The sequence below is a fragment of the Roseivirga pacifica genome (genome assembly GCF_900111145.1).
In the GTDB taxonomy this organism is placed as follows: Bacteria; Bacteroidota; Bacteroidia; order Cytophagales; family Cyclobacteriaceae; genus Roseivirga; species Roseivirga pacifica.
On the sequence record NZ_FOIR01000001.1, the window covers coordinates 1018853 to 1034210 of the forward strand.

At 42.7% G+C, this 15358-nt stretch carries 17 protein-coding genes; 11 read left to right on the forward strand and 6 right to left on the reverse strand.

The genetic code is table 11. The features are described 5' to 3' along the window. Positions 1 to 40 precede the first annotated feature (40 nt). The 4 genes from metK to BMW98_RS04490 form a co-directional block, all read right to left on the reverse strand. Complete coding sequence (metK, locus tag BMW98_RS04475) at positions 41 to 1294, reverse strand: methionine adenosyltransferase (RefSeq protein WP_090257258.1); 1254 nt, start codon at positions 1292 to 1294, stop codon at positions 41 to 43. Between the two features lie 65 nt (positions 1295 to 1359). Then, positions 1360 to 2073 (reverse strand): SAM-dependent methyltransferase, encoded by a 714-nt coding sequence (locus tag BMW98_RS04480; RefSeq protein ID WP_090257260.1) that lies wholly within the window; start codon positions 2071 to 2073, stop codon positions 1360 to 1362. Next, on the reverse strand, positions 2066 to 2833 hold the full coding sequence (locus BMW98_RS04485) for an alpha/beta fold hydrolase (RefSeq protein ID WP_090257262.1): 768 nt from the start codon (positions 2831 to 2833) through the stop codon (positions 2066 to 2068). The genes BMW98_RS04480 and BMW98_RS04485 overlap by 8 nt, the downstream gene beginning before the upstream one ends. After that, entirely contained in the window at positions 2833 to 3546 is a 714-nt protein-coding gene (locus BMW98_RS04490; RefSeq protein ID WP_090257263.1) for a pyridoxine 5'-phosphate synthase, read from the reverse strand. Before BMW98_RS04490 ends, BMW98_RS04485 begins: the two co-directional genes overlap by 1 nt. A gap of 67 nt (positions 3547 to 3613) precedes the next feature. On the opposite strand from BMW98_RS04490, the gene BMW98_RS04495 reads away from it, so the two are divergent. From BMW98_RS04495 to BMW98_RS04545, 11 genes are all read left to right on the forward strand, one after another. Then, complete coding sequence (locus BMW98_RS04495) at positions 3614 to 4066, forward strand: GatB/YqeY domain-containing protein (RefSeq protein WP_090257265.1); 453 nt, start codon at positions 3614 to 3616, stop codon at positions 4064 to 4066. A gap of 6 nt (positions 4067 to 4072) precedes the next feature. After that, positions 4073 to 4600 carry a CvpA family protein gene (locus BMW98_RS04500; protein ID WP_090257267.1) on the forward strand — a complete coding sequence of 176 codons (528 nt, stop codon included), beginning with the start codon at positions 4073 to 4075 and terminating at the stop codon, positions 4598 to 4600. After that, positions 4597 to 5163 (forward strand): anthranilate synthase component II, encoded by a 567-nt coding sequence (locus BMW98_RS04505; protein ID WP_090257269.1) that lies wholly within the window; start codon positions 4597 to 4599, stop codon positions 5161 to 5163. The genes BMW98_RS04500 and BMW98_RS04505 overlap by 4 nt, the downstream gene beginning before the upstream one ends. Positions 5164 to 5210: 47 nt before the next feature. Continuing rightward, on the forward strand, positions 5211 to 5876 hold the full coding sequence (locus BMW98_RS04510; RefSeq protein ID WP_090257270.1) for a CBS domain-containing protein: 666 nt from the start codon (positions 5211 to 5213) through the stop codon (positions 5874 to 5876). A 9-nt stretch (positions 5877 to 5885) separates the two neighbouring features. Beyond that, positions 5886 to 6761, forward strand: a complete 876-nt coding sequence (locus BMW98_RS04515; RefSeq protein ID WP_090257272.1) for an NAD kinase — start codon at positions 5886 to 5888, stop codon at positions 6759 to 6761. Positions 6762 to 6802: 41 nt separating this feature from the next. Then, positions 6803 to 7534: a type IX secretion system protein PorG gene (porG, locus tag BMW98_RS04520; protein ID WP_090257273.1), complete on the forward strand. Its 732-nt coding sequence runs from the start codon at positions 6803 to 6805 to the stop codon at positions 7532 to 7534. A gap of 80 nt (positions 7535 to 7614) precedes the next feature. Further along, positions 7615 to 8352, forward strand: a complete 738-nt coding sequence (locus BMW98_RS04525; RefSeq protein ID WP_090257275.1) for an isoprenyl transferase — start codon at positions 7615 to 7617, stop codon at positions 8350 to 8352. Between the two features lie 8 nt (positions 8353 to 8360). Next, positions 8361 to 11024 (forward strand): BamA/OMP85 family outer membrane protein, encoded by a 2664-nt coding sequence (locus BMW98_RS04530; protein ID WP_090257277.1) that lies wholly within the window; start codon positions 8361 to 8363, stop codon positions 11022 to 11024. A gap of 2 nt (positions 11025 to 11026) precedes the next feature. Further along, positions 11027 to 11566 (forward strand): OmpH/Skp family outer membrane protein, encoded by a 540-nt coding sequence (locus BMW98_RS04535; RefSeq protein WP_090257279.1) that lies wholly within the window; start codon positions 11027 to 11029, stop codon positions 11564 to 11566. A gap of 17 nt (positions 11567 to 11583) precedes the next feature. After that, positions 11584 to 12162 (forward strand): OmpH/Skp family outer membrane protein, encoded by a 579-nt coding sequence (locus BMW98_RS04540; protein WP_090257281.1) that lies wholly within the window; start codon positions 11584 to 11586, stop codon positions 12160 to 12162. A 62-nt stretch (positions 12163 to 12224) separates the two neighbouring features. Beyond that, positions 12225 to 13115 (forward strand): S66 peptidase family protein, encoded by an 891-nt coding sequence (locus tag BMW98_RS04545; RefSeq protein ID WP_090257282.1) that lies wholly within the window; start codon positions 12225 to 12227, stop codon positions 13113 to 13115. A 57-nt stretch (positions 13116 to 13172) separates the two neighbouring features. Here the strand turns inward: BMW98_RS04545 and chrA are convergent, their stop codons facing one another. Further along, on the reverse strand, positions 13173 to 14351 hold the full coding sequence (gene chrA / locus BMW98_RS04550) for a chromate efflux transporter (RefSeq protein ID WP_090257283.1): 1179 nt from the start codon (positions 14349 to 14351) through the stop codon (positions 13173 to 13175). 8 nt (positions 14352 to 14359) lie between these two features. Continuing rightward, the gene (locus tag BMW98_RS04555) at positions 14360 to 15334 is read right to left on the reverse strand and encodes an isopenicillin N synthase family dioxygenase (protein ID WP_090257284.1); all 975 of its coding nucleotides are present in this window, start codon (positions 15332 to 15334) and stop codon (positions 14360 to 14362) included. Between the last annotated feature and the right edge of the window lie 24 nt (positions 15335 to 15358).

Here is a 15358-nt window from a genome sequence, read left to right on the forward strand (position 1 = left end):
CAAACGATTCGGGTTTTTTTATGCCTTGTTTAACTAACGATTATAAACCGAAAGCCGCTTTTACCTTATCTACAAAGTCAAGTTTTTCCCATGTGAATAGCTCCACTTCAAACTCTTTAGGCTGATTGCTTGAATTGATGAAGGTTTTCTTCACCACCTTGTTTTCTCTACCCATGTGGCCGTAAGCGGCAGTTTCTGAATACATAGGGCTGCGTAGCTTAAGCCTTGTTTCGATAGCGTAAGGGCGCATATCGAATAGCTCAGATACTTTTTTGGCAATTTCGCCATCGTTCATTCCTACTTTGGCTGTACCATAAGTGTTGATGTAAATACCCATTGGCTCTACCACACCAATGGCGTAAGATACTTGCACAAGCACTTCGTCTGCAACGCCAGCAGCCACCAAGTTTTTGGCAATGTGTCTTGTGGCATAAGCCGCAGAACGGTCAACTTTTGAAGGATCTTTGCCAGAGAATGCGCCACCACCGTGTGCACCTTTTCCTCCGTAAGTATCCACTATAATTTTACGACCAGTTAAGCCGGTGTCGCCATGCGGGCCACCAATTACGAATTTACCCGTTGGGTTGATGTGGTATTTAATATCATCGTTGAACAGTTTCTGAATGTGGTCAGGTAGCAACGCTTTCACCCTTGGGATGAGAATAGCAACAATATCTTCCTTGATCTTGGCAAGCATAGCATCTTCAGCATCAAAATCATCGTGCTGTGTAGAAACAACAATTGCATCAATACGCTGAGGCACATTGTCATCAGAGTATTCAATGGTTACCTGCGACTTTGCGTCTGGCCTTAGGTAAGTAATTTCTTTCGACTCTCTTCTCAAATCGGCCAATACTTGAAGAATTTTGTGAGAGATGTCTAATGCCAACGGCATGTAATTGTCGGTTTCGTTGGTGGCGTAACCAAACATCATACCTTGGTCGCCAGCACCTTGTTCTTCTTTAGAAGCCCTGTCTACACCGCGGTTGATATCGTCAGACTGCTCGTGAATGGCAGAAAGCACACCACAAGATTTGCTGTCGAATTGATATTCGGCTTTGGTATAACCAATTTTCTCGATGGTTTCGCGGGCAATGCGCTGCACATCTAAGTAAGTATTAGATTTTACTTCGCCTGCAAGTACCACCTGGCCGGTAGTTACCAAGGTTTCGCAAGCCACTTTTGAATCTGGATCGAAGGCCAAAAAGTTGTCAATCAACGCATCAGAAATCTGATCTGCAACTTTATCCGGATGTCCTTCCGATACTGACTCTGAAGTAAATAGGTATGGCATAAGTTATTATTTAGGGCGGCAAAATTAGGGTTATCGATTCAATTAAAAAAGCATCACCCTACTAATTAAGTAGAGTATATAATGAAGATTGTCGGAATCTTCTTGAGTTTGACCTCATTCGCTTTCCATTTTTCAACTGGTTTAGAGAGAATGAGTTCTTCTTTTCCTGAAATATCTCTGGCAACACAGAGATAAGTGTCCTTTCGGCAGGTTTTTATTACATCGGCCAAAAGTTGCTCATTTCTGTATGGAGTGTCCATAAATATTTGCGTCTGGTTCAATTCTTTAGACGATTTTTCCAGATTTCTGATAGCCAATTGTCGGTCCTTTTTATCGATGGGCAAATAGCCATGGAAGGCGAAAGACTGGCCGTTGAACCCGCTGGCCATTAATGCTAATAGAATAGAAGACGGCCCCACCAAAGGGTTCACCTTTACCCTGAATTGGTGTGCCATATGCACTAGACGAGCACCTGGATCGGCAACGCCCGGGCAGCCAGACTCCGAAATGATTCCGACATTTTTGCCGTTCAAAACAGGTTGAAGCAGCTCAAAGCAGTCTTCGTAGCTGGTTTTTTTATCAAGAATTTGAAACTCCAGTTCTTCAATAGTAAGGCCTAGCTTTAGGCTACTAATGTACCTGCGAGCTGTGCGCAGGTTTTCAACTAAAAAGAAGTCGCAAGCTAGAATGGCTGATTTTACGTGTTGAGGAATTACAGCTTCTTGCGTGCCTTCAGCAATTACATTGGGGATCAGAAAAACTTGACCAGGGTTATTCATTTGCTAAAAATTCGGTTACCAATTGAAAGAACTCCGCAGGCTTTTCGGCATGCAGCCAATGGCCAGCACCAGCTATCGTTTCAATTTTACTTTTTGGGAAAATAGAATGGATGGTGTTGAAGTCTCCATCTTGAATATAATCTGATTTTCCACCTCGAATGAACAGCGTAGGCTGGGCATAAGTAGCATTTTGATTGAGCGCTTTGCCCACTTCTTCGATGTTTTTAGCGATTACATCAAGGTTCATTTTCCAACGGAAACTGTCACCATCGCGCTGTAAGTTTTTCAGCAAGAACTGGCGAACGCCAAATTCTGAAATGAGCTTTTGCATTTGCTCGTCAGCTTCATTGCGAGAACTCAAGGCATTTACGTCTATGCTATAAAGGGCTTTTATAATGGTGGTATGGTGAACAGGATAGTATTTTGGGCCAATGTCAGCTACAATCAATTTGTCAACTTTTTCAGGGTACTTTACGGCAAAATTCATCACCGTTTTTCCTCCCATAGAGTGGCCAATCAGGTGAGCTTTGTCAAGCTGCTCGGTCGACATAAACTCACATAGGTCTTCCGCCATTAGATCGTAATCCCAGGCATCATCATGAAAGGACAGCCCGTGGTTTCTTTGATCCACAATGTATACTTTGTAGTTGTCGGCAAACTTTTTGGCTAGCGTAATCCAGTTATCTAGTGAGCCAAAAAGGCCGTGAAGAATAATAAGGGGTTCACCTTCTCCAAAGGTTTTATAGCTCAGTTGTGGCATTATCTCAGTTCTCTCAAGTATAGTTGAATGGTGTTTTCCAGACCGTAATAAAGGGCATCGCAAACTAGCGCATGGCCAATGGATACCTCATCGATATACGGAATTTCCTGCACCAAATATTTCAGATTAGTTAAGTCAAGGTCGTGGCCCGCATTTATGCCTAAGCCTAAGGCATTCGCTTTGGCAGCGGCTGCTTTGTAATCGGCAATGGCTTTTTCAGGCGAACTTTCGTAGCCGGTGGCATACATTTCGGTGTACAGTTCAATGCGGTTGGTGCCTACTTCTTTGGCGCCTTCCACATGTTTTTCGTTCGGCTCTACAAAAATCGAGCTTCTAACCCCAAGCGAATTAATATGTGAAATAACCTCCTTTAAAAAGCCTTCGTGCTTTTGCGTGTCCCAACCTGCGTTGGATGTAAGCACGTGCGGAGGGTCTGGCACAAGCGTGGCTTGCGCTGGCCTTACTTCTTCAATTAGCTTTAAATATCGCTCATCAGGATAGCCCTCAATATTGTACTCTGTGGTTACCACTTCTTTCAAATCGTATACATCTTGGGTAGTGATATGTCGTTCGTCAGGGCGTGGGTGCACCGTAATGCCTTGAGCACCAAACTGCTCGGCATCTTTGGCCACTTGTACCACATTGGGGTTGTTTCCACCGCGTGCATTGCGAATGGTAGCGATCTTGTTTATGTTAACGCTCAGCTTTGTCATTGATAAATGCTTTATTGCATAACTTTGCCCGCAAGTTAATGATTTCGAAAATTGAAAATATTTCCCAATGAGTTTAAAACAACAAATTGAAGCAGATATAAAGAAAGCCATGCTGGCTAAGGAGAAGGAAGAGCTTAAAGCGCTTCGTTCGGTTAAGTCTATGATTATGCTGGCTGAAACTGAAAAAAGTAAAGGCACCGAAATTTCTGCTGATGACGAAATGAAGTTGTTGATGAAAGCGGTAAAGCAAAGAAAAGACTCGGCAGCTATATATAAGGAGCAAGGTAGAGAAGACCTTTATGCTGTTGAAATAGGCGAAGCAGAGATAATTGAGCGTTATTTACCAAAACAGCTTTCTGAAGAAGAAGTAAAAGCAGAGTTGGAAAAGGTAATTGCCCAAGTAGGTGCTACTGGCCCTCAAGACATGGGTAAAGTAATGGGTGTGGCCACCAAAGCGCTAGCTGGTAAAGCCGATGGAAAAACCATTTCTACCATTGTAAAGTCGCTTTTAGTAGGCTAAACAAATTTGAAAACCCTCGATATAATATTATTGGTGCCATTGATTTTTGGTGCGGTGCTTGGCTTTCGCAAAGGACTGCTGCTAGAAATCATTGGCATTTTGGCTTTTGTGCTAGCCATTATAGGTGGGTTTAAACTAATGGAGGTGGGCATGACCTACCTTGCTGAATATATTGATGGAATGGACAATCTGCTACCGTTCATTTCCTTCATTATTATTTTTCTAGCCATCATTTTGCTCATAAACATGCTGGGTAAATTGCTCAAAAAGATGATTGACCTAACCTTGCTTGGTGGTCTCGACAGCTTTGCCGGAGCAGTGGTGGGCATACTTAAGTGGGCCATTGGTGTGAGTATAATCCTTTGGCTTATGCTCAATTTTGGAATTGAGCTGCCAGGTCAATCAGATGAAGATTTGGTGCTTTACCCATTCTTGGCAGAACTTGGCCCTAACATAATTGCCAAGCTCGATGTGATTATGCCTTTTGCCCAAGAAATGCTCGAGTCTATTCAAGATCTAGTTGCTCCAGTTTGATTCTCCTGATTGATAATTACGATTCGTTCACCTATAATTTGGTGGACTATTTTGAGCAAGCCGGTGCCCAAGTGGAGGTGTTGCGGAATGATGTTGACCCTACAGAAATAGATTTGGCCAAGTACAAAGGCTTGGTGCTTTCGCCTGGCCCAGAAGAACCCCGTAAGGCCGGTAACTTGATGCCGATAATTGAAGCTTTTGTGGGCAAAATACCAATGCTAGGTGTTTGTTTGGGCCATCAGGCCATTGCTATGCACTTTGGTGGATCCTTAGTAAAAGCCATTAAGCCAATGCACGGTAAGATTTCAAAAATTGATAATCTGGGTGCCGTACTTTTTCAAAACATTCCGCGTAGTATTGATATTGTACGCTACCATTCGTTGGTGATTAAAGATTTACCAAAAACACTCAAGAAAACAGCCTTTACACAGGCAGGTGAGCTTATGGCTTTCGAGTCGCTTGATTATCAGGTACATGGTTTGCAGTTTCACCCAGAGGCCGTATTAACTGAATACGGTTTGGAAATGCTTAGAAATTGGGTGACTTTTTATAATATTGCTTAATTCAGCATTAGAACCTTATTGATCTTTCTAAGGTTTAAGCTTTAGTTATGACAGCAACAGAGTTAATAAATCATATGATTCCGCCATTAAAACCAACAGACAATGGGCACAAGGCCATTGTGTGGATGGAAGAATTGCGCGTGAATCAACTACCGGTGATTGAACGCGGTAAGTTCAAAGGGTTTATTACCGAGGAGATTATTTTGGAAGAAAATGATTCTTCTATTCCAATTAGCGAATATGAATTGGAAGGGCAGGAGTGTTTTGTAACTGAAGACCAGCATTTTTATGATGTAATTAGAGTGGCCTCTCTGCATGAGTTGCAGATGGTAACGGTAATTAATAGCCACGGTAATTTTGAGGGAGTAATAGCCATAGAAGATACCATTCAGGCCTTTGCCGAATCTACCGCAGTGCAAGAACCTGGGGCAATTCTAGTGCTTTTAATGAATCAGCGGGATTATTCGCTGGCAGAAATTAGCCGATTGATTGAATCGGAAAACGCCAAAATTTTGAGTAGCACTGTAAATTCCGATGCCAAAGATCACTCGATGTTGCGCGTAACACTAAAACTAAATATTACAGAAGTATCGCACATTACGGCTTCTTTAGAGCGTTTTGGGTATAAAATTATCGGGCGCTTTCAGGAAGAAGAAATTAAATCGAACGACCAAGAGCGTTTCGATATGCTGATGCGCTACCTCAACATATAACTCACCTCTATGAGAATTGCCATCCACGGTAAAAGTACTGGCCCCGAAGCACAGGCTTGCATTTCTGATTTACTGCAATGCCTAGCCGATGTTGATGCGTTTTTGGCCATATCATCAGAATACAAAAACGACCTAGCAGAGAAAGACTTTCATCCTAAGATTGAGCAAACCTTCGATAGGTCCGATGACCTGAGTAATTACGATTTTATTATTAGCCTTGGTGGCGATGGTACCATTTTGGACACCATCACTTTTACCAAAGAGAGCGAGCTGCCAATAGTAGGTATTAACCTTGGCCGCTTAGGTTTCTTGGCTACCACCCCGCGCGAGGCCGTGAATGAGGTGGTACAAAAGCTCAATGCTGGAGATTATAAAATCGAATCGCGTTCGCTTATTCATGTCGATTCAAACCAAGGGCTTTTCGAACCATTCAATTTTGGGCTGAATGAGTTGACCATCACCAAAAAGGAAACCTCATCTATGATTGTGGTACACACTTATGTAGATGGCGAATATTTGAACTCCTATTGGGCCGATGGATTAATCATTTCAACGCCCACAGGTTCTACCGGTTATTCGCTTAGTTCTGGCGGTCCACTAGTGCACCCTACACAAAAGAATTTCATCATTTCCCCAGTTAGTCCGCACAATCTGGCGGTTCGCCCAATCATTGTAAGCGACCAAAGCAAAATCACTTTTGAGGTGGAGGGAAGGTCTCGTGAATTTATGATTTCACTAGATTCGCGCTCGCTCACGGTAGACGACACCGTTGAAATAAGTGTACAGCGCGAGCAATTTGAGGCAAAGCTCGTCCGTTTTGGGGATAGCAATTATTTCGACACTTTGCGAAACAAATTGAATTGGGGTCTAGATGCCCGAAATTGAGTTAACAATATTTAACCCAGCCATTCATTAAGATTTTACAGATGTTCTCTAGCTTGCGAGCATATCATACGGATAAACTGGCCAAAGTGGTCACAAGGTTCTTTCTACTTACATTGGTTGTGTTTCTTTCTCAAACCACTGCGTTTGGGCAAGACTCTGAACTGGGAATGGAACTTGGCGGCTACACTTACTTAGGCGATGTAAACCGAAAGTTTAGTATATCGGATTATTCCTTGGGTGGCCAATTCTTTGTCAGAAGAAACCTTAACGATGCCCTTAGCTACCGAGTTTCGCTTGGTGCTGGCAAACTTTCGGCAGTAGATGACGAAGCTTTTGACGTATTTTCAGCAAACAGAAGCGCCTCTTTTGAAGGCAGTTTTATCAATTCCGATTTTTTGTTGGAGTATCACTTTCTCAATTATCGGAACGATAGACTAGAACAGTTTTGGACACCCTATGTGTTTTTTGGCTTAGGGCTGTACCGAATGCAGGGCGATGACGGGTTTTCTAACGAATACAATACAGGCATAAAATTTAGAGTTCCTGTTGGGGTGGGCATAAAATACCGCTTTAATAAACGCTGGATTTTGGCCGTTTCAACCAGTGCAATAAAAACTAACTCTGACGAAATTGATAACGTATCGGCAGGAACTCCCAACATTAAAGACTACAGCGGAGGTAATCCTAATGATGATGACTGGATGTTTTACACGGCAATTTCACTCAGCTTTACCTTCCACAAAATTGTTTGCCCAGAGGGTTGGTTTAAGTAAAAGCGGAAAGAGTTCCCTTAACGCTTAATTTAAAAAATCCAATTTCGTACCTTCGTGGCTGTTTTTTCCAAATTCACGAAATGAAGGAACTCATTAAGCCTGAATCACTTCCTAAGCACATAGCCGTAATTATGGACGGCAATGGTCGTTGGGCCAAGGGAAAAGGTGCTGCACGCGTGTTTGGCCACAAGAATGCAATTAAGGCCGTTCGAGAGGTTACCGAAGGTTGTGCCGAGTTGGGCGTAGAATACCTAACGCTTTATGCGTTTTCTACCGAAAACTGGAACCGCCCAAAGCATGAGGTTTTGGCTTTAATGGAATTGTTGGTGAGTACCTTGAATTCAGAAATCAAAACTTTGCAGGATAACAACATTCGTTTGGAAAGCATTGGCGATGTAGACAGCCTACCGCCAAGGTGCCAAAGAGAACTGGCTGAGGCAAAAGCAAAAACTGCTAATAACTCGCGCATGACGCTGGTTTTGGCACTTAGCTATAGTGGTCGATGGGACATTACCCAAGCCATGCAGCGCATAGCCACAGACGTTTCGGCAGGCAAACTTCAAGCTGAAAATATTAATCAAGAAACCGTAGACTCTTACTTGGTCACATCAGGCATTCCTGATCCTGAGTTGTTGATAAGAACAAGTGGAGAGCAAAGGATTAGCAACTTTCTCTTATGGCAAATGGCCTATACGGAATTTTATATCACCGATATATTATGGCCCGATTTCAGAAGAGAAGAATTGCACAAAGCCATTTTGGCTTATCAGGATAGAGAAAGAAGATTCGGAAAAACGAGTGAACAAATAAAGGGTTGAGCTTAGTAATGCGTAAGATTTTTTTGGTGATGGGGCTTTGTTTCGTAGCCTTTGCGGCTTTGTCGCAAGAGCGTTACGGAATTAATACAGGCCAAGGGGTTCAGATTGACTATTCTAACCCAAAGGTTTTTGAGATTGCCGAAATCAAATATACAGGGCTGAGAATTCTAGACGAGCGAGCACTAACCTCGTTTGCTGGAATTAAAGTTGGTGATAGAATTCCTATTCCAGGTCAGGAGATTTCAGATGCGATTAAGCGTTTGTGGGGTCAAGGAATTATTGCCGATGTACAGTTTTGGCTTACCAAAACCGAAGGCGACAGGGCTTGGATCGAAGTAAAACTTACTGAGCGCCCAAGAATTCTCCGATACAATATTACGGGTGTTACCTCTACACAAGAGTCTGACCTGAAAGACCAAATCAATATTATTGGTAAAGTTGCCAGCTCTCCGCTAATTAAGAACTCAGAGCTTTTAGTAAAGAAATATTTCGAAGAGAAAGGTTACCTGAACACAACGGTTAAAACCGTTCAGTCTGGCGATTCTGTTTTGGTAGATGGTACTAGCCTTACTTTTGAAGTAGATAAAAACGAGAAAGTGAAAATCAGAAAAATTCACTTTGAAGGCAACGAAGCTTTTGAAGATGGAAGACTGAAGGGGCCACTTAAAAACACGAACGAAAAAGCTAGATTTTGGCTTTTTGCTCACCTTTTCGACCAAGTATTTAAAACTAGGCCTAAGTCTGCTGTTCGCTACTTTGCGCAGTCAGATACCGTAGCCACAGGAGAGGTTAAGCAGTTTATAAACGATAATGTTAAGCTGAACATTCTTAAGTCGTCTAAATTCATTGCGGCCGATTTCGAAGAAGACAAAAAGTCTCTAATTAACTTCTATAACTCTAAGGGTTACCGCGATGCCGAGATTGTTTCGGACGAAGTGGAGAAGATTGATGATGAATATATTGATGTTAAAATCAAGGTAGACGAAGGGAATAAATACTACATAAGAAACATTGAGTGGGTAGGAAACTACAAATACACCGATGCATTTTTGACTGAAAAACTGGGCATTGAAAAAGGGGATGTTTACAACCGCGAGCGAATAGAGCAGCGCACAAATTTTGATGGTCAGAATGGAGATGATATTAACTCGCTTTATTCAGACGATGGGTACCTGTTCTTCCGTTTAGATGTTGTGGAAGTAAGGGCTGAAAATGATTCCATCGATTTGGAAATGCGTATGAGTGAGGGTGAGCAAGCCACCATTAAGCGTATTATCCTTAAAGGAAACGATCGTACGAGTGATCACGTAGTATTGCGTGAAATCAGGACTTTACCAGGTCAAAAATACAGCCGTAAAGAACTTATCAGAACTATTAGAGAATTGGGGCAGTTGGGTTACTTCGATCCAGAGCAGATCAACCCACAACCAATTCCGAACCTACAAGACGGAACAGTAGACATCATGTTTACATTGGTAGAAAAGTCTTCAGACCAAATACAGCTTTCAGGTGGTTTTGGTGGGCCATTTGGTTTTGTGGGTACCGTAGGGCTTTCATTGAACAACTTCTCTATAAAGAATATTGGTAACTGGGACAAGTGGAGACCTTACCCATCGGGCGATGGTCAAAAGCTGTCGTTGCAGTTACAGTCAAACGGTAGAAGATTCCAGAGTTATAGCCTTATTTTCTCTGAGCCATGGTTGGGTGGTAAAAAGCCGAACAACTTTACGGTAAGCTTAAACAGAACGGCCAACCGAAGCTTAGATCCTTATAATAACAACGAGCTATACGGTTACCTTAAATCGTCTGGTATTACAGTTGGTTTGGGTAGAAGGTTGCGTTGGCCAGATGATTACTTCCAAATCCAGAACTCAATTTCGTATCAGTTCTATAATGTGTACAACTTTGGGCAAACGCTTGGTTTCGAAACCGGTCAGTCGAATAGTTTAACATTCAACACAGTTATTTCAAGAAGTAACATTGACAACCCGCAATATCCGAAGTTAGGTACGCAGTTTACGTTGGCCATTAATGCTACACCGCCATGGTCGGCACTTATGCCGGATTACTTTGAGCCAGATGGTGAGGGCAACCCAATTTCTGAAGAGAAACGATATAAGTTTATCGAATACCATAAGTGGATGATGGACCTTTCAATGTTCATTCCGCTGAACAAAAAGTTTGTGGTTAATGCCAGAGCGCACATGGGCTTTATAGGTTCTTATACAGACAGAACAGACTCAGGGCCATTTGAGCGATTCTTCTTAGGAGGTAGTGGTTTGAATGGTGCAAACAACTTCGTAATTGGTCAGGATATTATTGGCTTGAGAGGTTATGACGATAACAGTATTGTACCTGTTGACCCGGTAACCGGATTTAGAGGTGGTATAGTATATAACAAGTTTGTGGCTGAGTTGAGATACCCAGTGTCATTGGCGCCAACAAGTACCATTTACTTATTAACCTTTGCTGAGGCAGGTAACGCTTGGAATAAATTCTCTGAATACACCCCAAGGAACTTGTTCAGATCGGCAGGTTTTGGTGCAAGAGTATTCTTACCAGCATTTGGTTTGTTGGGTATCGACTGGGCTTATGGTTTCGATTCAGACTTGGATCTTGGTATTACAGCTGGTTCTCAAATTCACTTTACTATTGGGCAGCAACTTAGGTAGCCATGCGTAACTTTTTCAGTACCATAGTATTCTCCATATTAATCTTTAACTTTGCGCCTGCTAATACGGTACAGGCTCAAAAAATAGGTCATTTGGACTCAGAATACGTACTGGAACAAATGCCTGAGTATGACGAGAAGATCAAGGAATTGGAAGAGCTAGCAAGCACGTACGACAAAGAGGTACGGAGTTTGTATGGTGAGGTAGAAAAGATGCGAGCAGCACTAAGGGCCGATGAGGTTTTGTTGACTGCCGCAATGAAAGCAGATCGTCAGAAAGCAATTGAGGCGAAGGAACAAGAAGCATTAAAAAGGTATACCGAGCTTTTTGGAAATGATGGCCTGTACTACAAGAAAGTAGATGAACTGGTAAAGCCGTTAAGAGAAAAAGTCTCTTTGGCAGCCGAAGCCGTGGCTAAAAGACATGGTTTAGACTATATTTTGGACAAAGCTTCGAGTATAGGCATAATTTACTCTAACCCTACACACGATTACACTGAATTTGTGATGGAGGAGTTAGGACTTAAAATAGAGAGAAATTAAACAATAAAGTAGGAAAGATGAAACGCAAGTTTTTAATGGCTGCAGCTTTAATTTTGGTTGCTGTAGCATCGCAAGCTCAAGGTACAAAGATTGGTTACACGAACATCGATTACATCGTGTACAACATGCCTGAGTTAGAAGGAATTCAATCAGAATTAGCCACTTATGAGAAGCAGCTAGGCCAACAAGTTCAGGCTAAGCAAACAAACCTTCAGGCTAAGTACCAAGAATTGCAACAATTGGCGCAACAGCCTAACCCAAACACAGTTGTGCTTCAAGAAAAGCAAAACGAATTCCAAAAGTTACAAGGAGAAGCTCAGCAATTTGCTGCACAGGCAGAGCAAGCATTAAGAGCTAAAGAAGGCGAAAAAATGAACCCTGTTTATGAAAAGGTTCAGAACGCTATTGAAGAAGTGAGAAAAGAAGGTGGCTTCGCAATGATCCTTAACTCGCAAATTGCAGGTGTTGGTGGTATTGTACTGGCGTCTGACGAAGAGTTGAACATTACAGAGAAGGTTTTTGCTAAGCTTGGCGTACCAATGCCAGCTGCCCCTGCTGACAACCCAGCTACTGCTGGTACTGGCGAAGGCAACTAAACCTTAAAAGATATTAAGTACGAAAACCTCTTCAACTGAAGAGGTTTTTTTATTTTGAGCCCATGCTAATTCCTGCCCATTTAAACCCAGGCGATAAAATTGCCATTGTAGCCACCGCCAAGCGACTCGAAAGTGAAATAGAGCAAGCCATTGAGATAGTAAAAGCTTGGGGTTTGGTGCCTGTTTTTGGGCAGCATACGCTAGCAAACCATGGCTACTTTGCCGGAACAGATGAGCAGAAATTAGAAGATCTGAATTGGGCTTTGAACTATGCAGAAATAAAGGCTATCATTTTTCTGCGTGGAGGCTATGGCACCACCAGAATTTTGGATGGGGTGGATTACGCAGCCCTAAAAAGTAACCCCAAATGGTTGGTAGGTTTTAGCGACTTAACCAGCCTTTTACTGCAGCTTGAAAACTTGGGTATTGCTGGTGTTCACGGGCCAATGCTTGCCTCTATAGGAAGGGACGATGCTTCTGATAATACGCTTAAGGAGCTGCTTTTTGGAGAGACGAGCTTTAATTATACTCTAAGTGCCGTAACGCAAGAGGTTACCATTCAAGCTCCAATTACTGGAGGCAATTTATGCCTTGTTGCGGAATCAATCGGCTCGGAAAATGAGATTGACTTGGAAGGGAAAATACTCTTTCTGGAAGAGGTTGGTGAGCAGATGTACAGCATTGATAGAATGCTGAATAAGCTAAGGCGTTGCGGCAAACTGGATGGTTGCAGGGGGCTTATCATTGGTAGCTTTAGCAACATTGGTAATGCCAATAACTACTTTTCTGAAACGGTCGAAGAGTTAGTGAGCAGCTATTTCAGCCATTTAAACATACCGATTGCTTATGGCTTAATGGCCGGTCATGAAAATCAAAACTTACCTTTGTGCATTGGTAGAAATGCTAAGGTTCAGTTTTTGAAAGATAGGTTAGAGATTGGGTATTTGCTTTAAAAAAGGAGATGTCTCAACTAGTCTTCAGCGTCTCTCCAAGGCTGAATTAGATCAAAATCAAATCAAAAAACCAGCAATCAACCCGGCCAGAATAATAAATGGAGGTGGCACTTTGGTATAAGTGAGCAGTAAAAACGTGCCAATTACCACAGAAACATTCAGTACTGAATTGTCGATTGGTTCAAAGAGTACAAAGGCCGCGGCTGCTACCATGCCTGCACTCGCTGCATGAATACCTTCCAATGAGGCACGTACTACTCGGTACTTTTTCAGGCTATCCCAAAAGCGAATAACAAAGAAGATAAGGAAGGTGCCAGGCAAAAATATGCCACAGGCTGAGATAAAGCCAGCCAATATTTGTCCGCCTAGCCCGAGGTCGCGCACAGACAATGCCCCAACAAATGAGCTTACTGAAAACACTGGTCCAGGTACGGCTTGTACCATGGCTAAGCCAGAGAGAAACTCTTCTGAACTGAGGTAACCTTTAGCTTCTACAAATTCTGTATTGAGAAAGGGAATAAGCACCTGCCCTCCGCCAAAGATGAGCGAGCCATTTCGGTAAAAATTCTCAAATAGCAGCACAAAGCGATCTTGTGTAAAGCCACCCAGCAAAGCGGCAGCTACCAAAACTAAGCCCCAGAGCGTGAAATTACCCCACTTGATCTTTACCTTTTCAATTTCCTCTTTTTCATGCTTTTTATATTTAAATGCAGTGAGTGCTCCAGCAAATACCAACACTATGGGCAACGCGGCCGGTTTGTTAATAAAGTAGGTTACAATGGCCGATAGTGCCATTAATCCTCCGGCAGTTCTGGTATTCACTACGCGTGAAGCCACTACATAGGCACCATAGCTAATAAAGCCAACGGCCATGGGCTGAATGAATCTGGTGAACTCCAAGTCGAAGTTTTTGGCTTGGTGCGAGTTGATGAGAATAGCTGCTGTGGTCATTATAGCAACCGCTGGCAGCATCCAAACCAGTAGGGTAAGGTAGGCCAAACCAGCTCGCCCAATACGAAAACCGATGGCTGTAATAGTTTGGGTAGAAGTAGGGCCGGGAAGAATCTGGCAGAGCGCATAAAGCTCCATCAGCTCTTCTTCAGTAATGTATGCCCGTTTTTTAACGAGAATATTAATGAACATCGCCATATGTGCCTGTGGCCCTCCAAAAGCACTTATGGCGATAATCAGTACGTCTTTTAGAAAGATATAATATCGAATGCGTTTAACCGCCATGCCCGATATTACTTCTTACGAAGCCCGATTTCTGCTAAACGTTGTTCTAAAAACTCACCCGCAGTAATATCTTCATACAACTTAGGGTGGTCTGCATCAATGCAGTTTTCTAGGCAAGTCAAGTCCATTTCAGAACGTGGATGCATAAAGAATGGAATTGAGAACCTGGAGTTCTTCATTTCTTCTTTTGGCGGATTTACCACGCGGTGAATCGTAGACTTAAGTTTGTTGTTGGTTAAACGCGAAAGCATGTCGCCCACATTCACCACAATTTGGTCAGGAAGCGCTGTGATCGGAATCCACTCATTGTCTCTTCTGAGTACCTGCAAGCCATCGGCACTGGCGCCCATTAGCAGCGTAATAAGGTTAATGTCTCCATGCTCTGCGGCACGCACTGCATCTTCTGGCACTTCATCCGGATTTTCAATTGGGAAGTAGTGAATAGGACGCAGAATACTGTTTCCGTTATGTACTTTCTTATCGAAGTAATGCTCTTCCAAGCCAAGATAAAGCGCAATGGCTTGTAGCATTTTTATGCCCGCTGTTTCTAGTGTTTTGTAAACAGTAAGGCCAACTTCTTCCATTTCAGGAAGCTCTTTTGGCCAAATGTTGTCAGGGTATTGTTCTTTGATTGGGTCGTTATCGGTTACATCTTGTCCCACATGGTAGAACTCTTTTAGGTCACCGGTTTTGCGTCCTTTGGCATGTTCTTTACCCTTGCCAATGTAACCGCGTTGTCCGGCCAATTCAGGTACTTCGTATTGCTGCTTTACATCGTCTGGCAAAGCAAAAAAGGCCTGAATCGTACTGTATAGTTTCTGAGTCATTTCATCGGTTAAGCCGTGGTTTTTAATGGCCACAAAACCGATGTCGTTATAAGCTGCACCAAGTGCTTGTACGAACTTGTCTTTCTTTTCCTGATCACCAGACGTGAAATCTGCTAAATCTAATGAAGGAATCTCATCATATAATTTCTGACTCATGATTATCAATTTGTTCGAAATTAA